20 protein-coding genes are annotated in these 19,390 nt (G+C 62.6%); 6 read left to right on the top strand and 14 right to left on the bottom strand.

Annotated elements, in window-relative coordinates; genetic code table 11:
• Positions 1-5: 5 nt before the first annotated feature.
• From iolG to BLW55_RS20235, 5 genes are all read right to left on the bottom strand, one after another.
• Positions 6-1,007 (bottom strand): inositol 2-dehydrogenase, encoded by a 1,002-nt coding sequence (gene iolG, locus BLW55_RS20255; protein WP_090330201.1) that lies wholly within the window; start codon positions 1,005-1,007, stop codon positions 6-8.
• 37 nt (positions 1,008-1,044) lie between these two features.
• Positions 1,045-1,830, bottom strand: coding sequence for an ATP-binding cassette domain-containing protein (locus BLW55_RS20250; protein WP_090330200.1), 786 nt, complete (start codon positions 1,828-1,830; stop codon positions 1,045-1,047).
• 16 nt (positions 1,831-1,846) lie between these two features.
• On the bottom strand, positions 1,847-2,833 hold the full coding sequence (locus BLW55_RS20245) for an ABC transporter permease (protein WP_333782879.1): 987 nt from the start codon (positions 2,831-2,833) through the stop codon (positions 1,847-1,849).
• Between the two features lie 122 nt (positions 2,834-2,955).
• Positions 2,956-3,900, bottom strand: coding sequence for a sugar ABC transporter substrate-binding protein (locus BLW55_RS20240; RefSeq protein WP_007007237.1), 945 nt, complete (start codon positions 3,898-3,900; stop codon positions 2,956-2,958).
• Between the two features lie 223 nt (positions 3,901-4,123).
• Positions 4,124-4,957 carry a TIM barrel protein gene (locus BLW55_RS20235; RefSeq protein WP_177175153.1) on the bottom strand — a complete coding sequence of 278 codons (834 nt, stop codon included), beginning with the start codon at positions 4,955-4,957 and terminating at the stop codon, positions 4,124-4,126.
• Positions 4,958-5,209: 252 nt separating this feature from the next.
• Between BLW55_RS20235 and purU the strand changes: the two genes are divergently transcribed.
• Positions 5,210-6,064 (top strand): formyltetrahydrofolate deformylase, encoded by an 855-nt coding sequence (purU, locus tag BLW55_RS20230; protein ID WP_090330198.1) that lies wholly within the window; start codon positions 5,210-5,212, stop codon positions 6,062-6,064.
• Between the two features lie 21 nt (positions 6,065-6,085).
• Here purU and BLW55_RS20225 read toward each other — a convergent pair whose 3' ends face one another.
• The 4 genes from BLW55_RS20225 to BLW55_RS20210 are packed head-to-tail and all read right to left on the bottom strand — an operon-like array spanning position 6,086 to position 9,747.
• Positions 6,086-7,594 (bottom strand): tripartite tricarboxylate transporter permease, encoded by a 1,509-nt coding sequence (locus tag BLW55_RS20225; RefSeq protein ID WP_007007240.1) that lies wholly within the window; start codon positions 7,592-7,594, stop codon positions 6,086-6,088.
• A 4-nt stretch (positions 7,595-7,598) separates the two neighbouring features.
• Positions 7,599-8,030 (bottom strand): tripartite tricarboxylate transporter TctB family protein, encoded by a 432-nt coding sequence (locus BLW55_RS20220; protein ID WP_025031717.1) that lies wholly within the window; start codon positions 8,028-8,030, stop codon positions 7,599-7,601.
• Positions 8,027-8,995, bottom strand: coding sequence for a Bug family tripartite tricarboxylate transporter substrate binding protein (locus BLW55_RS20215; protein ID WP_090330197.1), 969 nt, complete (start codon positions 8,993-8,995; stop codon positions 8,027-8,029). The genes BLW55_RS20220 and BLW55_RS20215 overlap by 4 nt, the downstream gene beginning before the upstream one ends.
• A 59-nt stretch (positions 8,996-9,054) precedes the next feature.
• A complete protein-coding gene (locus BLW55_RS20210; protein WP_090330196.1) occupies positions 9,055-9,747 on the bottom strand; it encodes a GntR family transcriptional regulator in 693 nt (230 codons plus the stop codon).
• A 149-nt stretch (positions 9,748-9,896) separates the two neighbouring features.
• Here BLW55_RS20210 and BLW55_RS20205 point away from each other — a divergent pair, with 149 nt between their 5' ends.
• From BLW55_RS20205 to nhaC, 4 genes are all read left to right on the top strand, one after another.
• A complete protein-coding gene (locus BLW55_RS20205; protein WP_090330195.1) occupies positions 9,897-10,862 on the top strand; it encodes a hydroxymethylglutaryl-CoA lyase in 966 nt (321 codons plus the stop codon).
• A gap of 4 nt (positions 10,863-10,866) precedes the next feature.
• Positions 10,867-12,099: a CaiB/BaiF CoA transferase family protein gene (locus tag BLW55_RS20200; protein WP_090330241.1), complete on the top strand. Its 1,233-nt coding sequence runs from the start codon at positions 10,867-10,869 to the stop codon at positions 12,097-12,099.
• A 244-nt stretch (positions 12,100-12,343) separates the two neighbouring features.
• Positions 12,344-13,330 carry an LLM class flavin-dependent oxidoreductase gene (locus tag BLW55_RS20195; protein ID WP_090330194.1) on the top strand — a complete coding sequence of 329 codons (987 nt, stop codon included), beginning with the start codon at positions 12,344-12,346 and terminating at the stop codon, positions 13,328-13,330.
• 54 nt (positions 13,331-13,384) lie between these two features.
• Positions 13,385-15,031, top strand: a complete 1,647-nt coding sequence (nhaC, locus tag BLW55_RS20190; protein ID WP_483143538.1) for a Na+/H+ antiporter NhaC — start codon at positions 13,385-13,387, stop codon at positions 15,029-15,031.
• Between the two features lie 26 nt (positions 15,032-15,057).
• Here the strand turns inward: nhaC and BLW55_RS20185 are convergent, their stop codons facing one another.
• Together BLW55_RS20185 and cobD are read right to left on the bottom strand one after the other, a co-directional pair.
• The gene (locus BLW55_RS20185; protein ID WP_090330192.1) at positions 15,058-15,564 is read right to left on the bottom strand and encodes a tyrosine phosphatase family protein; all 507 of its coding nucleotides are present in this window, start codon (positions 15,562-15,564) and stop codon (positions 15,058-15,060) included.
• Positions 15,564-16,610: a threonine-phosphate decarboxylase CobD gene (gene cobD / locus BLW55_RS20180; protein ID WP_090330191.1), complete on the bottom strand. Its 1,047-nt coding sequence runs from the start codon at positions 16,608-16,610 to the stop codon at positions 15,564-15,566. The genes BLW55_RS20185 and cobD overlap by 1 nt, the downstream gene beginning before the upstream one ends.
• Between cobD and cbiB the strand changes: the two genes are divergently transcribed.
• Positions 16,603-17,568 carry an adenosylcobinamide-phosphate synthase CbiB gene (cbiB, locus tag BLW55_RS20175; RefSeq protein WP_090330190.1) on the top strand — a complete coding sequence of 322 codons (966 nt, stop codon included), beginning with the start codon at positions 16,603-16,605 and terminating at the stop codon, positions 17,566-17,568. The genes cobD and cbiB overlap by 8 nt on opposite strands.
• A gap of 39 nt (positions 17,569-17,607) precedes the next feature.
• Here the strand turns inward: cbiB and cobO are convergent, their stop codons facing one another.
• From cobO to BLW55_RS20160, 3 genes are read right to left on the bottom strand one after another with little or no spacing between them, the layout of a single operon-like run.
• Positions 17,608-18,222 (bottom strand): cob(I)yrinic acid a,c-diamide adenosyltransferase, encoded by a 615-nt coding sequence (gene cobO / locus BLW55_RS20170; protein WP_090330189.1) that lies wholly within the window; start codon positions 18,220-18,222, stop codon positions 17,608-17,610.
• Position 18,223: 1 nt separating this feature from the next.
• The gene (gene cobU / locus BLW55_RS20165; protein ID WP_090330188.1) at positions 18,224-18,742 is read right to left on the bottom strand and encodes a bifunctional adenosylcobinamide kinase/adenosylcobinamide-phosphate guanylyltransferase; all 519 of its coding nucleotides are present in this window, start codon (positions 18,740-18,742) and stop codon (positions 18,224-18,226) included.
• A gap of 15 nt (positions 18,743-18,757) precedes the next feature.
• Positions 18,758-19,378, bottom strand: a complete 621-nt coding sequence (locus BLW55_RS20160; RefSeq protein WP_090330187.1) for a HupE/UreJ family protein — start codon at positions 19,376-19,378, stop codon at positions 18,758-18,760.
• Between the last annotated feature and the right edge of the window lie 12 nt (positions 19,379-19,390).

Raw genomic sequence — 19,390 nt, 5'->3', positions numbered from 1 at the left:
CCCTGTCAGAGGATTTCCGACAGCTTGACCGCACGACCTTCCTTGATCGAAAGCAGCGCCGCATCGGCCAGCGCCAGCGCGCGCAGACCGTCCTCGCCCGAGGGTGACGCCGACTTGCCCTCGACAATGGCGGCGATGAAGCTGGCAATCTCGGCTGCATAGGCTTCCGTGTAGCGGGTCATGAAGAAGTCATGCAGCGGCGGGCGGGTAAAACCCTGCGCATTGGCGATCTCGATGGAAACGGGCCGCTGGTTTTCGGCAGCTATCGCGCCCGCCGCACCCAGCACCTCGATCCGCTGGTCATAGCCATAGGTGGCGCGGCGCGAATTGGAGATGCTGCATTGCCGCCCCGAGGCGGTGGTCAGGATGACGGACACGCTGTCGAAATCGCCCGCCTCGCCAATCGCCGGATCGACCAGCACGGAGGCGGTGGCAAACACCGTTTCGGGCTCCTCCCCCAGCAGGAAGCGCGCCATGTCGAAATCGTGGATCGTCATGTCACGCAGAATGCCACCCGACGATTTTATGTAGCTGATGGGCGGCGGGCCGGGATCGCGCGAGGTGATTTGCACCATCTCAACAGGGCCGATATGGCCTTCGTCGATGGCAGCGCGCACGGCAGCGAAATGCGGGTCGAAACGGCGATTGAAACCCACCATCAGCACGGCACCGGTTTCCTTCACCACGCCAAGGCACTGCTTCACGCGGGCAAGGTTCAGGTCGATGGGCTTTTCGCAGAAAACGGCTTTGCCGGCGCGGGCGAAGCGCTCGATCAAATCCGCATGGGTGTCGGTCGGCGTGCAGATGACAACGGCATCGATGCTCTTGTCGGCCTCTATTTCGTCAATGCTGCGCACCGCACAGCCATAGGTGTCGGCGACAGTCTGTGCGGCTTCTGCAAAGGCATCGGAAACGGCGACAAGCCGGGCGTCCCCATTGCCGGCGATCGCTTTTGCATGCACCTTGCCGATGCGCCCGGCACCAAGAAGCGCGAAGTTCACGGTCATAGAGGGTCTTTCTGTCTGGGTTCCTGAAGGTTTTGTCTCAGATGTAACTGGCGTTCTCGTGGACGCCGGACTGCACGCCGGTAATCAGCGAGACCACTTCGTTTCCGTCCGTCTTGTCGGCTTCCAGCATGCCGGCGATGCGGCCGCGCCGGAACACCCAGATCTTGTCGACCAGATTGAAGACCTGTCTGAGATTGTGGCTGACGAGGATCAGCGGAATGCCGCGTTTCTTCAGACCACGGATGATGTTTTCCACCTGCGTCGTTTCCTGCACGCCAAGGGCTGCCGTGGGTTCGTCCATGAGGATCAGCTTCGAGGCGAAGCTTGCCGCGCGGCTGATGGCGACACACTGGCGCTGACCGCCGGACATGTTGGCGATCGAGTTGTGCAGATTGGGGATTTTCACACCCGTCTGCTCGAGCGCTTCCTGGCTGCGCTGGAACATCTTCTTCTCGTTCAGAAAGCTGAACGGACCGAGTTTGAAATAGGTTTCCTCCCGGCCAAGAAAGATGTTGGAAGGCACGTCCAGATCGTCGGCAAGCGCCAGATTCTGGAACACCGCCTCAATGCCTGCCTCGCGGGCGTCGACGGGGTTCTGAAAATCCATCTCCCGCCCTTCAAACAGTATCCTGCCCGCGGTCGGGCGCTCGACGCCGGTGATCTGTCGCACGAAGGTCGACTTTCCGGCACCGTTGTCGCCGACAATGGCCACGTGCTCGCCGTCGAGGAGCTCGAAATCCGCGTCCTGAAGTGCGTGTACACCGCCATAGTGCTTGGTCAGACCCTCGGTTCTGAGGATGACCTTGCGTTCTGCGTTTGTCATTGGTTCCTCCCGGGGTTCAGCGCGACCGTGGCCGCATGCGCTGGCGGTACACATCGGCCACCACAGCGGCGACGATGATCACGCCCTTGATCATTTCCTGATAGTAGGCATCGAGCCGCAGGAAGGTGAAGCCGGATATGATGACGCCGAAGATGACGGCACCGATCAGCGTTCCGACGATGGAGCCGCGTCCGCCGGAAAGAGAGACCCCGCCGATAACGGCCATGGCGATGGCGTCGAGCTCATACATGACGCCCATGCCGGCCTGCGCGGTCAGTCCGCGGGCGGCGATCACCATGCCGGCAAGACCGGCGAGAAGACCCGCAATCGTATAGACCAGCACCAGATGCCGCTCGACATTGATGCCCGACATGCGCGCCGCCTGCTCGTTGGAACCGATGGCATAGGTGTGCTTGCCATAGACGGTATATTTGAGCGCCACATGGAAAAGAGCCGCGATCGCCAGGAAGATGAAGACCGGGGTCATCCCCTGCCCGAGGGCTGCAAAACTGTCGGTCGGGAAGGAGACCGGCTGGCCCTTCGTGTACCATTTGGCTATGCCGCGCGCCGTCACCATCATGCCAAGTGTGGCGATGAAGGGAGGAATCTTCGTGAAGGCGATCAGCAGCCCGTTGATCATGCCCGCGACAATGCCGCAGGCAAGGCCGATCAGAATGGGGATGATGACGGGAAGATCGGTCAGTTCCGGATAGACTGCACGCGGATAGGTGCTCACCTGCGCGAAACTCATGGCAATCATCGCCGTGGCGCCAACCACAGAACCCGATGAAAGATCGATGCCGCCGGTGATGATGACCTGCGTGACGCCGATGGCGATGATGCCAACCACCGAAACCTGCAGGATCATGATGGAAAGGCGCTGGGTGTTGAACAGGAAGCTCTGTCCCTGAAAAATCCAGCCGAGAATTTCGAAAATGAGAGCGATGCCGACAAGGCCGAGCAACGCATTCAATTCGTGAGAGCGCGGACGCTTCTGGAGCATTTCCGCGGCGCTGTCGGAAACTGCTTGTGCCTGATTTGCCATCGTTTTTTCCGCCAAGGGGAGCCGGCACGGGCCGGCGGGATGGCGGCGGCTCTGCGGCCGCCGCCGTCAGGTCCACAAAATCAGTTCTTGGTCGTGAACTGATCCATATTGTCCGGCGTTACGAGTTGGAAGGGAATATACACCTTCTGATCGACGTCTTCACCCTTGGCGAGCCTGAGGGCCGCATCGAGCGCGCCTTTGCCCTGGCCGGCGGCATCCTGGAACACGGTCACGTCCAGATCGCCCGCGGCCATTGCAGCCAGCGCGTCCTGGGTCGCGTCGACACCGCCCACGAGCATGTCTTCCATGGAGATGTTGGCGGCTTTCATGGCCTGGATAGCGCCGATGGCCATCTCGTCATTGTTGGAGACCAGCGCGTCGAATTCCAGGCCGGCGGAGAGCCAGTTGGTCATCAGGTCGGTTGCCTCGGTGCGCTGCCAGTTGGCCGTCTGTTCCTCGACGATTTCCATGAAGGAGCAATCGTCGGTGGCGATCACGTCGTGAACATCCTGGGTGCGCATGCGCGCTGCCTGGTTGGAGAGTTCACCCATCATGACGACGATCTTCGCGCCGTCACCCTTGCCCTTCTCCTTGAGGAGACGGCAGATTTCCTGTGTCTCCAGCGTGCCGGACTCGCGCTCGTCGGATGCGACGAAAGCCTGATTGTCCGGCAGATCGTCGACATTGACCGGCTCGCGGTTGACGAAGACGAGCGGCACGCCCGCATCGGCTGCTGCCTTGGTCATGGCGACGGTGGCGTCGGTGTCGACCGGGTTGACAATGACCGCATCGACGCCCGAGGCGATGAAGTTCTGGATCTGGTTCAGCTGTTTGCCGACGTCGTTCTGCGCGTCCTCAACCTGCAAATCCACGCCGTCCAGCGTGTCGGCATAGTCGACCATGCCATTGCGCAGAACGGTCAGGAAATTGTCGTCGAACAGAGCCATCGAGACACCGACCGTCTCGGCCATGGCCGAGGTGGACATCAGTGCCGAAACGGCAACGCCCATCATAAGCTTTTTCATCTGAATGCTCCTCCACACGATGGGTGTCCGGCAGCACCCGCTTTGGCCGGAATCCTGCAATGTGAATTTATGAACTCCATCGGGATGGACGGCAGAAGTCCTCAATTTTCAACCGCCCGGCACTCCATAAAATAGAATTCCGGAACCGTTAGGGGCCCAATATGTAATATTTATTCTATTTTGTGTGGCTGCGTCAAGGCGAAATTCCATTTTCCATTTCGCCTCAGGCGCGTGGCTGGAGAGCATTCTCGCGGATATGCGTCATGCTTTCCTCAAGGTCTCTCTTCAGGTCGGCAGTCCGGTGCACACTTTCGGCAAATGGCTCAAACGACAGTGGTCCCGAAAAACCGCCGGAAAGCAGGGCTGATATCTGCCCGACATTGTCCAGCCGGTCGCTTCTGTCGACCAGCACGCGGTGCCCGTCCCGCATGTCCCGAACCGCAAGCGCCTCGTCGACGACGCCGGAAATGTGAACGAGCCCCGTCTCTGCGACAAACAGCTCGTCCTCGCCGGCAAGTGTGTGGTGGAACGTGTCGTGCACAAGCCGGAAGGTGCCGGCGGCATCGAGCGATGCGATGGCTTCGACGGCTTCCGATTTCAGCCGCAATGAGCAGATCTCGAAGCCCAGCGGCTCCACCAGGCCGACAATTCCGGCGTCTTCCAGAAGCGGGCGCAATGCCTTGAGCGCGATCCGCAGATTGTTCTGCCGTTCGCCATCGGCCTGTCCCGTGCCGTCATTGACCGGCACGAGCACCAGCGCCTCGGCGCCGCAGTCGCGCGCATAGGCAATCAGCGATCGTGCTTCCTCCTCACGGGTGTCGTTCCATTCGTTGAAGCGCTGCAGCGCGTTGATGGAGAGAATGCGCAGGCCGCGCGCCTCCGCTTCCCGGCGCATAGCTGCGGCAGGCGTGCCATCCAGAATGGCATTGCCCTGCAGGTCGTTGCGAATCTCCACGCCCCTCATGCCGAGCGAAACGGCGAGATCGAAAAAGTCGGAAATCGTCTGATTGGGCGCGCTCATGTGATTGAGCGCGAAGAACGGTGCTGTCGCGGGCATCGATGTCTCCTCGGGAATGGCGGCTCTTTGGCCGGTTGGCGAAAACATGTCCATGCGACGCAACAGCGTCAACGCGATCCCGTTGGAAAAGCCGCATACAGGCTTTCGGGTCTGTGAAAATCCAGTTTGCGGGAAATGCTGACCGGCTCTCCATGCCGTGACATTAACGCAGTTTCAATCCCGGCCCGATGGCGTATAACCCCGGCACCCTCCCGGGTATTCACTCAGCAATCCATCAGTTCAGGCCGCGCCATGACCGAGAAGACGTTTCACATCAATCTGACCTGCGAAGACCGCCCCGGCATCGTGGCGGCGGTGACGACGGAGCTTGCCGGTCTTGGTGCCAACATCGCCGAATCCAACCAGTTCTGGGACCGGCAGACGAACCGCTTCTTCATGCGCATCGCTGCGACCGCGCCCAATGGTGTGGAGCGCGATGGGCTGTTGCGGGCGCTGGAGCCGGCCATTGCGCGTTTCGACATGAAGACGGCGATCGCCGACACGACGCGGCGGCCGAAAATCATCATCATGGTGTCGAAGTTCGATCACGCGCTATTGCACCTGCTCTACCAGATCCGCGCCGGCTGGCTCGATGCCGAGGTGGTGGCCATCGTCTCGAACCATGAGGATTCACGTCGCACGGCGGAGATGGAGGGCATCCCCTATTACTGCTGGAAGGTGACAAAGGACAACAAGGCGGAGCAGGAGGCAAAGCTTCTCGAGCTGTTCAAGGAGACGGGTGCGGATCTCGTCATCCTCGCGCGCTACATGCAGGTGCTTTCCAACGAGCTTTCGAACCGGCTATACGGCAAGGTGATCAACATCCACCATTCCTTTTTGCCGAGCTTCAAGGGCGCAAAGCCCTATCATCAGGCGCATGAGCGCGGGGTGAAGCTGATCGGCGCGACGGCGCACTACGTGACGCCGGATCTCGATGAAGGTCCGATCATCGAGCAGGAAACCGAGCGCGTGACGCATGCCATGACGGCTGAGGATTTCGTCGCCACGGGCCGCGACATCGAAAGCCGGGTTCTGGCCCGTGCCGTCAAGCTGCACCTGGAAAACCGGGTGATGATGAACGGGCACAAGACCGTCGTTTTCGGGTGACACCTGTCAACACATGGGGTCTCACCCCGCCGTCGCGCGGGCCCTTCTGCGTGCGCGGAAGGCGAGCAGGAAGGCGAGGCCGAGCATGGTGGCAGTGATGGCGTAGAGCGTCAGCGCGATGGGGCTTGAAAACAGGATCTGGAAATCGCCGTTCGAGATGGAAAGCGCGCGGCGCAGATTGTTTTCCATGTCCGCACCCAGAAGCAGACCCAGAATGACCGGCACCAGCGAGATGCCGAGCATGCGCAGGATGTAGCCCATCACCCCGAACCCGACCATGACGAACAGGTCGAAGGTGGAGTGGCTGATCGAGTAGACACCGAGAAAGCTGACCATCACGACGAAGGGCATCAGCACCCATTGCGGCATGGAGAGCATGCGCGTGAAGAACCCGATCATCGGAATGTTCATGATGAGCAGGGCGATGTTGGCGATGTAGAGCGCGGCGATCAGGCCCCAGACGAGATCCGGCTGCCGGTCGAAGAGCAGCGGGCCGGGCTGGATGTTGAGCGAGATCAACAGCGCCAGCATGACCGCTGTGGTGCCGCTGCCCGGCACGCCGAGCGTGAGCATAGGGATGAGCGCGCCGCCGGACGCGGCATTGTTGCCGGCCTCGGGTGCCGCGATGCCGCGCGGATCGCCCTCGCCGAACTTGCCGTCCTTCGCGCTCCAGCGCTGTTCGGCAATATAGGACATGAACGCGCCGAGCGAAGCGCCGGCGCCCGGCAGAATGCCGCAGACAAAGCCGATGACAGAGCCACGCAGATTGGCCCAGCCGCCGGCCATCATGTCCTTGAAACGCGGCAGGGCGCGACCGAGTGGAACCATTTTCTCCTGCCCCTGATGCACGCGCTCCAGATAGACCAGCACTTCGGAAATGGCGAACAGGCCGACAATGGCGACGATGGGGTCGAACCCGTCATAGAGATGGAAGGAGCCGGCCGTATAGCGCGCCGTGCCGGTGGCGGGGTCGAGCCCGACCGTGGCGATCATCAACCCGATGAACGCGGCAAGCAGCGTCTTGAACGGATTGACCGAGGTGATGCCGCCAATGGTGGCGAAGGCCATGACATAGAGCGCGAAATAATCGGCGGGGCCGAAATAGATGGCGGCCTTGGCCAGAAGTGGCGCGAAAAGCGTGAGCCCGATCGTGGCGAAGGTTGCCCCGACAAAGGAGGCGACGGCGGAAATGGCGAGTGCCTCGGATGCCTTGCCGGCTCGCGCCATGGGATAGCCGTCGAGCGTTGTCATGATGGCCGGCTCGTCGCCGGGGATGTTGAGCATGATCGAGGAGATGCGCCCGCCATACATGCAGCCATAATAGATGCATGACAGCATGATGAGCGCCGAGGTCGGCTCCAGCCCAAGCGAGAAGGCCAGCGGAATGAGGATGGCGACGCCGTTCACGGGGCCGAGCCCCGGCAGCGCGCCGATCAGCGTTCCCGCAAAGCAGCCGAACAGCGCCAGTGCCAGATTGGTCGGCGTGATTGCCACCGCAAAACCCTGCGCCAGGGCGGAGAGCATATCCATGAAATCAGCTCACGAATTCTGGGAGAAGCGGCAGCGGCAGGCCGAGCAGCTTGTCGAAGGCAAGAAACAGGAACGCGCTCATGATCGCCGCAGAAGCGATGGATTTCGGCCATGAGCTGCGCAGGATGCGCCCCAAAAGCGCGACGGCGATGAAGGTGGCAAGCGGAAAGCCCAGCACCTCCAGAAAGCCCGCATAGGCAAGCAGAAGCGAGACCGCTCCAACCTGCAACAGAAGCGGCTTGCCCGTGACCCAGGCCGGCTCCTCATCCGGGCGGATGATCATCGTCAGGCTGAGGATGGCCGCGGGCACGGACAGCATGATGGGAAAGGCCGCGGGGCCAAGAGGGTCGCCGAAGCTCGCCTCATAGTCTCCCGCGGTCACGCCGTACCAGATCGAAATGGCCAGAAGAAAAAGGCCGACGATCCTGTCTGTCACTTGATGACTCCGATCTCCTGGGAAATCTTGCGCATCTGTTCGGACTGGTCCTTCACATAGGCCTCGAACTCCGCGCCGCCGCGCCACACCGGCACAAGGCCGTTGCCCTTGGCGGTCTCTTTCCAGTCGTCCGTGTCATAGAGCTTCTGCAGGCGCTCGACCCAGGCATCATAACCCTCGTCGGAGACCTCGCCGCCCGTGTAGAAACCGCGCCAGTTGTAGCCGGTCACATCAAGGCCCTGTTCCTTTGCGGTGGGCGAATCCGGGAAGGCGGGAATGCGCTCGTCGGAGAGGGCTGCCAGAATGCGGATGTCGCCCGATTCCACAAAACCGGCGATTTCGCCCAGATCGGTGGAAACCGCCTGAACCTGCCCGCCGATCATCTGCGTGACGGCGGGGCTGCCGCCATCGAACTGCACCCAGCGGATCTGCTTGTACTCATCGCCCGAAAGGCCCGCGGCCTGCGCCAGCATGAGGAGGCGGATATGGTCCCAGCCGCCAGCGCCGGAAGAGCCGGCGACAGCAAGTGCGCTCGGGTCTTCCTTGAGCGCAGCCACCAGATCGTCAAGCGTCTTGAAGTCCGAATCCTTCGGCACGACGATCACGCCGACATCGGTGCCGAGCATGGCCACCCAGCGCATCACCGATGTGTCTGCCGGATATTTGCCCTGCGCGATCTGAGTGACGCCCACGGTGGAAGTTGCCACCATCAGCTCCGCATCGTCGGCGCGCGACGACATGACCTTGGCATAGGCGACCGCGCCCACGCCGCCCGGCATGTTGGTGACCTGCACCGGTGCGTCCACCAGCTTCTGGTCAAAGAGCATCTTGCCGATGGTGCGGCAGGTAAAATCCCAGCCGCCGCCGGGATCGGCGGGCGCAATGCACTCGGCAGCCGTGGCACCGGCCACGGAAAGCGACGTCCACAGGACAGCCGCTCCAAAAAGCTTTGAAAGTTTCTTCATCAAGTCCTCCCTCATTGAAGTCGAAATTCCAGTGTCCGAGACCGGATTGACGTCCGCTCTCAGCCTCCTTCCACAAACCCGCGCGCGCCGAAAAGGCGGCGCGAATCCTCCAGCGCTTGCAGGATCTGCCCGCGCACGTCGCGCGCATGCCGGCGAATGGCGGCGGCGGCCTCCTCGGTTTTCCGCTGCCGGACAAGCGCTATGATTTCATTGTGCTCGCGGTGGGCGATGGCGCGTGCCTCCCGCGAGCTCGCGACCAGCCAGCGGGCGCGGATCGTGCGGTTGACCGCATCCTGCACCGCGTCGCGCAGGAAGCGATTGCCCGAAAGGGCGGCAAGCTGCACATGCACGTCGAGCCCCGCCTCGAACCAGTCGTCAGGGGTGAAGTCGCTCAACCCCTGATCGACCGTGCGCAGGATGGCGTCCAGCTCCTCAGGCCTTGCCCGCTCGCAGGCAAGGCGGATCGCCGCGTCCTCGACGATTTCGCGGTATTCAAAGATCTCTTCGAGCTGCTGCAGGTCGAAGGGCGCGATGGCATAGCCCCGCTCGGCCTTCACCACGAGCCCTTCACGGATCAGCTCCGCCAGCGCCTGCCGGATGGGGGTGCGCGAAACGCCATAGGTGGTTTCCAGCGATCGTTCGGATACGACCTCGCCCGGCGCAAGCTTGAGCGACAGCACATCGGCGCGAATGCGCGAAAGCACGCGTTCACCGAGCGGCTGTTCAGTCATGTCTTTTGCAGCCTCACCCATGATGGACGGGCACTCCTCCCTGCATGTGCGGCGGTCCGGACAAGCCTCCCTGCCCTCCGGTCCGCCATTTTTGGAACGGGCATTGACCGTTCTTTGCAAGACGGTATACCAATCCGGTCTACCGATGCAATCAGGTGGGAGGAAAAATCGTGACAGCACCAGCCGGCCACCTTGTGAAAGGGTTCCCCGAGCGCGTCAGCGTCGTCGAAGTGGGACCGCGCGACGGATTGCAGTCGGAGCCGCAATTCGTGCCGACGGACAGGAAAATCGCGCTCGTCAACGGGCTGATCGATGCCGGCATCCGCCATCTGGAGGTCACGTCCTTCGTTTCGCCACGCGCCGTGCCGCAGATGCGGGATGCAGCAGACGTTCTGGCCGGCATCGACCGCTCGAAAGGCGCGGTGCTGACCGCGCTGGTGCCCAATGCGCGCGGCGCCGACCGTGCAGCCGAGGCCGGTGTCGATGCGATGGTCGTTTTCATGTCGGCCTCGGAGAGCCACAATCTGAAGAATGTGAACCGCACCCGTGCGCAATCGCTTGAAGGGTTCGCCGATATCGTGCGCATTGCAAGCGATGCGGACATTCCGGTCTATGGCGCGATTGCCACATCCTTTGGCTGTCCCTTCGACGGTGATGTGCCGGTCTCCTCCGTGGTGGAGATCGCCCGCGCCTATCGCGATATGGGCATTACCACGCTTTCGCTGGGCGACACGACGGGCATGGCGACGCCGCCCGTGGTGCAGGAGCGCTGCCGCGCGCTGAGAGAGGCGGTGCCGGAAGCCGACATCGCACTGCACTTCCACAACACGCGCGGCGTTGGGCTTGCCTGTGTTTATGCCGGGCTGCTGGAGGGTGTGACCCGCTATGAGGCGAGCATTGGCGGCCTTGGCGGCTGCCCCTTCGTGCCGCGTGCGACGGGCAATATCTGCACGGAGGATCTCGTCTACATGCTGAGCGAATGCGGGGTGGAAACCGGTGTCGATCTCGAAAAACTGATCGGTGTCGCGCAGGAAGCCGAAGCGATCATCGGGCGCACGCTTCCCGGCCAGGTGATGAAGGCGGGCCCGCGGCTCCAGACCGCCAGCATGGACAGCGTTGCGACCGCCAATGGCTGAGAACATGACCGAGAAAAAAGCGCCGCTTGAGGGCATTCGGGTCATTGATCTGACGCGGGTTCTCTCCGGCCCGTTCTGCACCATGATGCTGGGCGACATGGGGGCGGAGGTGATCAAGGTCGAACCCGCCAAGGGCGACCCGATCCGCGAACAGGGCACGCTGCGCGACGGGTTCTCCGCCTATTATGCAAGCTTCAACCGCAACAAGAAATCGGTCGTCATCGATCTCTATAGCGCGCGCGGCCGCGCGGTGCTGGAGCGGCTGATCTCTGGCGCTGACGTCCTCATCGACAATTTCCGCCCCGGCGTGATGGCGAAGATGGGTTTTGGCGAGGCGCGGCTGAAGGCGCTCAACCCCAGGCTGGTGACCGCCAATGTGAATGGCTATGGCTCGACTGGCCCCTATGTGGACCGCCCCGCCTTCGATTTCATCGCCCAGGCGATGAGCGGGCTCATGAGCGTGAACGGCGCGGAAGGCACGGAGCCGATGCGCGTCGCGCAGCCGATCACCGATCTCGTGGCCGGCCTCTACTGTGCATTCGGCGTTGTGAGCGCGCTGCGCGCGCGCGATCTGAATGGAACGGGCCAGCATGTGGAAAGCGCCATGATAAATGGCGCGATCAGCATGATGGCCTATCTGGCGTCGGAATATTTCACCACCGGAGAGCTGCCTGCCCGCACCGGCAACGACCACCCGCTGGTGGCTCCTTATGGTCTCTTCAGGGCGCGGGATGGCGAGATTGCCGTTGCACCCTCCAATGACGTGATCCTGAAGCGGTTTCTCGATGTGCTGGAGCTTGGTCACCTGATGGAGGATCCGCGCTACGACACGAATGACAAGCGCTTTGCCCGCCGCCCCGAACTCAACGAGATGATCAATCAGGCTGTCGGCCGGGACACGCAGGAGGCTTGGATTGCGCGGCTCAACGCCGCCGGCGTGCCCTGCGGCAAGGTGCAGAACCTGGCCGAGGCGCTGAACGACCCGCAGACGCAGGCGCAGGAAATGGTGATCGAGGTTGACCAGCCGAACCACGGCCCGATCCGCATGCTGGGCTTTCCGGTGAAGTTGAGCGGCACGCCCTGCCGCCTGCGCCATCCCGCGCCCGAGCTGGGGGCGGACACGAGGGCGGTTCTGGAAGCGAGCGGCTTCGACGCTGACGAGATTGAAGCGCTGGCAAAGGAAGGCGTCATCGGGGGGAATTGGATCGCGGTGCGTGGTTCGACAAGCTCACCATGAGGGCGGGGTTGGCGAATGAAAACGTTGCACCGTCTCCGCCCAAGGCTCATTGCCAGGCAAAGCTTTCCTCATGGTGAGCTTGTCGAACCACGCACGGCGATAATGCAATGGGCATCGGAACAATCTGAAGACTGTATGCCAGTGTTCTGCCCATGACGTCAGGGGCCATTGAAAACGCCACCCTTGGATCGGCGCAAATTGCCCCCATATGCCGGGGAGTGATTTTCCTCCCCGGAGTTCTCCCATGATCCCCTTTTCCGTTCTCGACCTGGCGCCTGTCCCTGACGGTTCGAGCGTTGCCGATGCGCTCCAGAACACGCTCGATCTTGCCCGCCATGCCGAGAGCTGGGGCTATCGCCGGTTCTGGCTCGCCGAACATCACAACATGGCGGGCATCGCCAGTGCGGCAACCTCGGTCCTGATCGGGCAGGTGGCCGCCGCCACGAAGACGATCCGCGTGGGTGCGGGAGGTGTGATGCTGCCCAACCACGCGCCGCTGATCATCGCCGAGCAGTTCGGCACGCTGGCCACGCTTTATCCCGACCGCATCGATCTGGGGCTTGGCCGCGCACCGGGCACCGACATGGCCACGGCCCGCGCCCTGCGGCGGGGGCTCGACGATGGTGAGGGCTTCCCACGCGATGTCATGGAGTTGATCGCCTATCTGGGTGACGATGAGCCGGGTCAGAAGGTGCGCGCCATCCCCGGGCGGGGCACGCATGTGCCGGTCTGGATCCTTGGATCGAGCCTTTATGGCGCGCAGCTCGCCGCACATCTGGGCTTGCCCTATGCCTTCGCCTCGCACTTCGCGCCTGCCGCGCTGGAACAGGCGATTGAGGTCTACCGCCAGACATTCCGCCCCTCCGAACATTTGGAAAAGCCGCATTTCATGATGGCGCTCAACGTGTTTGCCGCCGATACGGACGCGGAGGGGCAGTTGCTTAAAACGTCCATGCAGCAGGCCTTTGCCAATCTGCGCACCGGGCGACCGGGGCCCCTGCCCCGTCCCGTGGAGAATGTGGTCGAAACCTTCGACCCCGCCATCGCCGCCGGCGTGGCGCAGGCGCTTGCCTGCACGGCGGCCGGCAGCCCGCAAACCGTGCGGGAGGCGTTAAGCGCGTTTCTGGCGCGCCACAGGCCGGACGAAATCATCATCACGGGGCAGATCCACGATCATGATGCACGGCTGAAATCCTTCCGCATTGCCGCAGAAATTCTCGCCGAGACATAAATTTATCGATAATAAAATCTCTTCCGGAAATCTGTTTTAGCCATGACCTGATCTATCAGAAATGGAATATTTGGTCGATTAGACCTTGATAGCGGCAAATTAAGACCAAACGGGTTTTCACTCCTGTTATCGTCAAATGAACAAGAGCGCGGTCAACGCGCCCTCGACGAACAACAATGGGAGAGAGACATGTCGTCCCCGCAAAAGGCTCTGCCGAGCTTACCGCTCGCGCTGACGCCGGTGCTGCTCACGCTCATCGTGCTTGGCGTCCAGCTTTTCTATTTTGATGATTTCACACCCCATGTGCCCCTTGCCATAGGTCTCGCCCTTACCGGGCTGGTCGGCATCAAACTCGGTTTCGACTGGGAGGATATCGAAAAGGGCGTGTTTCACGTCATCCACGTATCGCTGCCGTCCGTATCGGTGCTCATCACCGTCGGCATGATCATCGGTGTCTGGATTGCAAGCGGCACCGTGCCAACACTGATCTATTACGGACTGACCATTCTCTCGCCGGAGATTTTCCTTGCCGCGGCGATGCTTCTGTGCGCCGTCGTGTCGCTTTCGCTCGGCACTTCCTGGGGCACGGTCGGGACGGTTGGCCTGGCGCTGATGGGCATCGGTGCCGGGTTTGGCATTCCGGCCTACTGGACAGCGGGCGCGGTCGTTTCGGGTGCGTTTTTCGGAGACAAGGTCTCACCGCTTTCCGACACCACCAATCTTGCGCCGGCAGTGACGGGCGTCGACGTGTTTTCGCACATCAGGAACATGTTGCCGACCACCCTTCCTGCCATGCTGATTGCGTTGGGGATCTATCTTTTTGCCGGCTATGGTCTGATTGAAACGGGCAGCGCATCATTCGAGAAGATCACCGCGATCACCGCTTCGCTGCAAGAAAATTTCGTGATCTCGCCCTGGCTGCTTCTTCCGGCCGTTCTGGTGATCGCGCTGGCGGTGAAGCGCATGCCGCCTATCCCGTCTCTCTTTGCCGGTGTGCTGGCTGGCGGCCTTGTGGCGATGATCGCGCAGGGCGTGGGGCTGCATGATGTCTTCACCTATGCCAATAGCGGCTACAAAATAGACACGGGCGTGAGTGAGATAGATCAGCTGCTCAACCGCGGCGGCATCCAGTCCATGATGTGGACGATTTCACTGGTGCTGATCGCGCTCGGCTTCGGCGGCGCGCTGGAGAAGACCGGCTGCCTTGAAACCATCATCAAGGCGATCATGACGCAGGTGAGAAGCTTTGCCGGGGTTCAGACGGCAGCGGTGGGCACCTCGATGGCAACCAATCTTGTCGCAGGCGATCCCTATCTTTCCATAGCGCTGCCCGGGCGCATGTATGCACCGGTCTATCGCGGCATGGGCTATTCCACACTCAACCTGTCGCGCGCGGTGGAAGAGGGCGGCACGTTGATCTCGCCACTCATTCCATGGAATGCCGGCGGTGCATTCGTGATCAGCGCTCTGGCGCTCGGCGTTTCCGATGGGCAACTGGTAAATCTGTTATACATTCCGCTCGCCTTCGCCTGCTGGCTTTCGCCGGTGATCGGGCTTGCCTATGCCTATACCGGGCTCTTCTCGCCGAAAGCGAGCGAGGCCGAGATTGAGGACTGGCGCGACAGTGGCGAAACCATTGCCGATCTCAGCGACCATGGCTGGGAGACACCTGCCATGGCGAACAGGACGCCGGCAGAATAGGCTCCGTAATGGGCCCTGTTTCGCATTCAGCGGGCGGGGTAGTGGAATGGCTCGCCCGCAAAGGCTTCCGCACCACGGCCAATCTCATGGATCGCGCGGATCATCCGGCCTTCGCGCTCAAGCAGCCGGTCGCCCAGCGCGACGATGCGCCGATTGGGCGTGGCGCTCGGGGCGCGCTCGCGCAGCATCCGCGCCAGGGCGAACTCGTCCATCTCGCGCACGAAGGCATTGGCGATGACATAGGCGGCGGCCGTGGAGCGGCTGATGCCCGCATGGCAATGCACGACCATCGGCGAGCGCCAGTCCCAGTCGCGGGCGAAATCGAGCAATTGCTCGACCTGATCCAAGGCCGGCGCGATCAGCCCCGGGCGCTGGTCCGTGATGTCGTGCATGGCCAGATGGAGACGTTTCGGAACCGTATCGATCTGGTCAAGAGCGGGCGGTTCACCGCTCGATGTCAAAGAGATCATGTGCCGCGCGCCGGTCGCTTTCAGCATGCGTTCCAGATGCGAAGCGGGGCAGACATAGAGCATCACCGGCTGCTCCCGGGCCAGCTTTCCAGCACCATACGAACGCGCTCGAAAGCCTGATTGTCTCCCGGCAGGCCGATGCGCAGGCAATCGGAACGCTCCGCGAAACGCCGCACGAGAATGCCGTTGCGGCCCAGATAATCGAAGAGCTCTGACGCGTGGGGATGGCGCAGGAAGCGGAAGAGATCGGTGCCGGCGTCGATCTTCAGTCCTGCGTCGTCGAAAAGGGCATCGAGCCTTATGCGCGCCTTGATGAGATCACGCCGCATGGCGCTCTGCCAGTCGCGGTCCGCGAATGCCTCAAGCCCGGCATGAAGCGCCGGCCCTGCAACTGCCCATGGGCCCAGCCATGCGGAAAGTTTCTGCGCAAGCTCTTCCGAAGCAAGTGCGAACCCCAGACGCAGGCCAGCGAGACCGAAGAACTTCCCGAACGAGCGAAGCACCACGATGTTGCCGGCTTCCACATCGCCGGCGAGGCTCTCGGCCTGCGGGCCGACATCCATGAAGGCCTCATCGACCACCAGAATACCGCCATTGCGGCGCAGATTTTCCGCAAGATGGAGCAATTCGCTGCGGCCGATCAGCCGCCCGTCGGGATTGTTTGGATTGACCACCACGGCAAGCCGCGCGCCATGAAGCGCATCGAAACGCTCCACCTCTTCGACCGTATGCCCGGCGAGTGCGGCGGCGCGCGCGTGTTCGGCATAGGTGGGACCGAGAATGCGGGCTGGGCCGGGCTCCAGAAGCGAGGCGACCAGCGGCAGGAGAAGCTGGGTTCCCGGCGCGGCGATGACATGGGCGGCAGACGGTGCGCCATAATAGGCGGCGGCTTGCTCCGTCAGGGCGGCGATGTCAACCTCTTCGGGCAGGCGCTCGACGGCGCTGGCAGGCAGGGGCGAAAAAGGATAGGGGTTCGGGTTGATGCCGGTGGACAGGTCGAGAAAGGGCATAGGCGCATCCGGAAAGAGCGCCGAAGCCTGTACGAGACTGCCGCCGTGATCGGTCACCCTGTCCGTCGCCCGGTCAGCCAGTCGAGGCCTGATGTCCATTCTGATCACCCTTTCATCCATGCTGGTCGAGCTCGCCATCGGTTATCCGCAGCGGCTCTTTCGCCTGATCGGTCATCCCGTCACCTGGATTGGCCGTCTTATCGCGCTGGCGGACGCGCGATGCAATGTCGAAACCCTTTCGCCGGGTGCGCGCCGCCTGAATGGCGCGCTCTCGCTGGCCGTCATTCTGATGCTTGCAGGTCTGGCGGGCTGGTTGATCCAGACGGCTCTTTCCGGCTGGGCCGGTCTGCTGGTCGCCGCGCTTGCCGGCAGTTCGCTGATCGCCCAGCGTAGCCTCGCCACCCATGTGAAAGCGGTGGCGGACGGGCTCGACGTCGGCGGCCTCCCGGAAGGCCGAAGAGCGGTTTCGCAGATCGTTGGCCGCGATCCCGAAAGCCTCGATGAGGCCGGCGTTTCGCGCGCGGCCATCGAGAGCCTTGCCGAAAATTGCTCCGACGGCGTGGTCGCGCCCGTGTTCTGGCTGGCGGTCGGCGGGCTGGCGGGCGGCGCGCTCTACAAGGCCGCGAATACGGGTGATTCCATGATCGGCCACAAGACCGCGCGGCACCTTCATTTCGGCTGGGCGGCGGCGCGTTTCGACGATCTGATCAACCTGCCCGCGTCGCGCCTGACGGCGTTTCTCTTCATTGCTGCAGCGTTCTTCATGCGCGACGCCTCGGCTGGAGCGGCATGGCGCGCGGTGCGGCACGATGCGCGCCATCATCGCTCGCCCAATGCGGGCTGGCCGGAAGCGGCCATGGCAGGCGCGCTCGGCCTCGCCCTTGCCGGCCCGCGCCGCTATGGCGGCGAGGTGGTGGACGACGCCGTGATGGGAGATGGCGGCCGCCGGGCGGCCAATGCCCACGACATCCGCCGCGCGCTCACGCTCTACCGGATTGCAGACGGGCTGTTGATCGGGCTTGTGGCGGTGGCGGCGGGGCTTTGGCAACTGGTTTGATCTCTTGTCGAACCACGCACCACCTCGAAGCAGGGCGTCCTAAAACTCCACACCCTTCTGCGCTTTCACGCCAGCGGCGAAATGATGCTTCACCTGCCCCATTTCAGTGACGAGATCGGCGGCCTCGGTCAATAACGGTTTTGCGTTGCGGCCGGTCACGACCACATGCAGGTCGTCGCGCCGCCCGGTCAGTGCGGTCACCACGCGTTCAAGATCGAGATAGTCGTAGCGCAGGGCGATGTTCAGCTCATCGAGAACGACAAGACCGATGCTCGGGTCGGCCATCAGTTCCTCGGCCTTTCCCCACGCGCGCTCGGCGGCGGCGATGTCACGCGCCAGATCCTGCGTCTCCCAGGTGAAGCCCTCGCCCATCGTGTGCCATGAGACCTGATCGCCGAAGGCTGCGAAGGCATCCTTCTCGCCGCAGTGCCAGGCGCCCTTGATGAACTGCACGACACCCACGCGGCGGCCATGGCCGAGCATGCGCAGCGCAAGACCGAAGGCTGCGGTGGATTTGCCCTTGCCCGGCCCGGTGTTGACGATCAGAAGCCCTTTCTCGACCGTCTTGTCGCGCACTTCGGCATCCTGAACCGCCTTGCGTTTGGCCATCTTGGCCTTGTGGCGCTCGGCTTCGTTTGCGTCGATCTCTCGCATGTCACTTCACTTTCATGGGCAAGCCGGCCACCACCAGCGTGACGTTGTCCGCTGTGGCAGCGACCTTCTGGTTCAAAATTCCCGCCTCGTCGCGGAAGTGGCGGCCGAGCGGCGTTTCGGGCACGATGCCGAAGCCGACCTCATTCGAAACGAGAACCGTGGTTCCCTCTCTCGCGGCAAGGGCTGCAAGCAGTCTCTCGGCGGCAGGCTTTGGATCATGGTCGTTCAGCATGAGGTTGCTGAGCCACAGGGTGAGGCAATCGACCAGAACCGTTTCGCGGGCCGGTAGTTCCTCAAGCACACCCGGCAGGTCGAGCGGGGCGTCGTGCGTCTGCCACGCCCCCGCCACCGCCTCCTTGCGCCGCGCGCGGTGCATGGCGATGCGTTCGCGCATCTCGTCATCGAAGGCCTGCGCCGTGGCGATGTAGTGCCAGGGCGCCGGTGCGGCCTCGATCAGCCTCTCGGCATGGCGGCTCTTGCCGGAGCGCGCGCCGCCCAGAACGAAATGAAGGGATCGCATCGCTATTTTGCCGGCTCAGCCGACAAGATGCCCGGCAAGGAAGGTCACGCCAACGCCAAGGATGGCGGCACCGGCAAGCCGGGGCTGCATGGCCTCAATGGCCCAGCCACGCGACTGGACCAGAAAATATGCGCCGAGCGCGATGGCGCTCTGGATTGCGGCGAGGCCGGCGAGATAGGCGATGAGCGGCGTCTCCTCGCTGCCGACAATGGCCTCGCCGAAGGCATAGCCATGGAACACGCCGACCACCAGAAACAGCGCGAAGACGAGTATTTGATTCTCCACCGCCCGGCCGCGCGCCAGAAGCCAGCCGCCGGCAAGAACGCTTGCCGCGATGATGATTTCAGCCGCCGGCAGATCGAGCAGCATCAGGTGCAGACCGACGCCGATCAGCGAACCGGCGACGAAGAGAAGCGGCGCGAAAAGGCTCATGCCGGCGACAGCGGCAATGAGGCCGGCAGCGACGATGAAGGCGAGATGGTCAAGCCCGATCACGGGATGGGCGAGCCCTGATACCAGCCCTTCGTAAAGGGTCGTGGGCGTTTCTCCACCCATGGCATGATGGGCCTCGGCGCCAGTTGCGAAGAGCGATGAAAAAACGAATGCGGAAAAAATGCGTGCGATACGCGAGGTCATGTCCGGTCCTTT

Origin of the sequence: Nitratireductor aquibiodomus, from assembly GCF_900105565.1 — a bacterium.
Classification (GTDB): Bacteria; Pseudomonadota; Alphaproteobacteria; order Rhizobiales; family Rhizobiaceae; genus Nitratireductor; species Nitratireductor aquibiodomus.
Note: the sequence above shows the minus strand (reverse complement) of the source record. Positions and strands in the feature narration are given on the sequence as shown.

Excerpts from the sequence above, each read along its gene's own strand:
- BLW55_RS20185 (WP_090330192.1), bottom strand. The coding sequence starts at position 15,564 with ATGCTCTATGTCTGCCCCGCTTCGCATCTGGAACGCATGCTGAAAGCG.
- cbiB (WP_090330190.1), top strand. The coding sequence starts at position 16,603 with ATGTCCATTCTGATCACCCTTTCATCCATGCTGGTCGAGCTCGCCATC.
- cobU (WP_090330188.1), bottom strand. The coding sequence starts at position 18,742 with ATGCGATCCCTTCATTTCGTTCTGGGCGGCGCGCGCTCCGGCAAGAGC.
- BLW55_RS20160 (WP_090330187.1), bottom strand. The coding sequence starts at position 19,378 with ATGACCTCGCGTATCGCACGCATTTTTTCCGCATTCGTTTTTTCATCG.
- purU (WP_090330198.1), top strand. The coding sequence starts at position 5,210 with ATGACCGAGAAGACGTTTCACATCAATCTGACCTGCGAAGACCGCCCC.
- BLW55_RS20210 (WP_090330196.1), bottom strand. The coding sequence starts at position 9,747 with ATGGGTGAGGCTGCAAAAGACATGACTGAACAGCCGCTCGGTGAACGC.
- BLW55_RS20240 (WP_007007237.1), bottom strand. The coding sequence starts at position 3,900 with ATGAAAAAGCTTATGATGGGCGTTGCCGTTTCGGCACTGATGTCCACC.
- cobD (WP_090330191.1), bottom strand. The coding sequence starts at position 16,610 with ATGGACATCAGGCCTCGACTGGCTGACCGGGCGACGGACAGGGTGACC.
- BLW55_RS20225 (WP_007007240.1), bottom strand. The coding sequence starts at position 7,594 with ATGGATATGCTCTCCGCCCTGGCGCAGGGTTTTGCGGTGGCAATCACG.
- BLW55_RS20195 (WP_090330194.1), top strand. The coding sequence starts at position 12,344 with ATGATCCCCTTTTCCGTTCTCGACCTGGCGCCTGTCCCTGACGGTTCG.
- BLW55_RS20215 (WP_090330197.1), bottom strand. The coding sequence starts at position 8,995 with ATGAAGAAACTTTCAAAGCTTTTTGGAGCGGCTGTCCTGTGGACGTCG.
- BLW55_RS20245 (WP_333782879.1), bottom strand. The coding sequence starts at position 2,833 with ATGCTCCAGAAGCGTCCGCGCTCTCACGAATTGAATGCGTTGCTCGGC.
- BLW55_RS20250 (WP_090330200.1), bottom strand. The coding sequence starts at position 1,830 with ATGACAAACGCAGAACGCAAGGTCATCCTCAGAACCGAGGGTCTGACC.
- BLW55_RS20235 (WP_177175153.1), bottom strand. The coding sequence starts at position 4,957 with ATGCCCGCGACAGCACCGTTCTTCGCGCTCAATCACATGAGCGCGCCC.
- cobO (WP_090330189.1), bottom strand. The coding sequence starts at position 18,222 with ATGCGAGAGATCGACGCAAACGAAGCCGAGCGCCACAAGGCCAAGATG.
- BLW55_RS20200 (WP_090330241.1), top strand. The coding sequence starts at position 10,867 with ATGACCGAGAAAAAAGCGCCGCTTGAGGGCATTCGGGTCATTGATCTG.
- iolG (WP_090330201.1), bottom strand. The coding sequence starts at position 1,007 with ATGACCGTGAACTTCGCGCTTCTTGGTGCCGGGCGCATCGGCAAGGTG.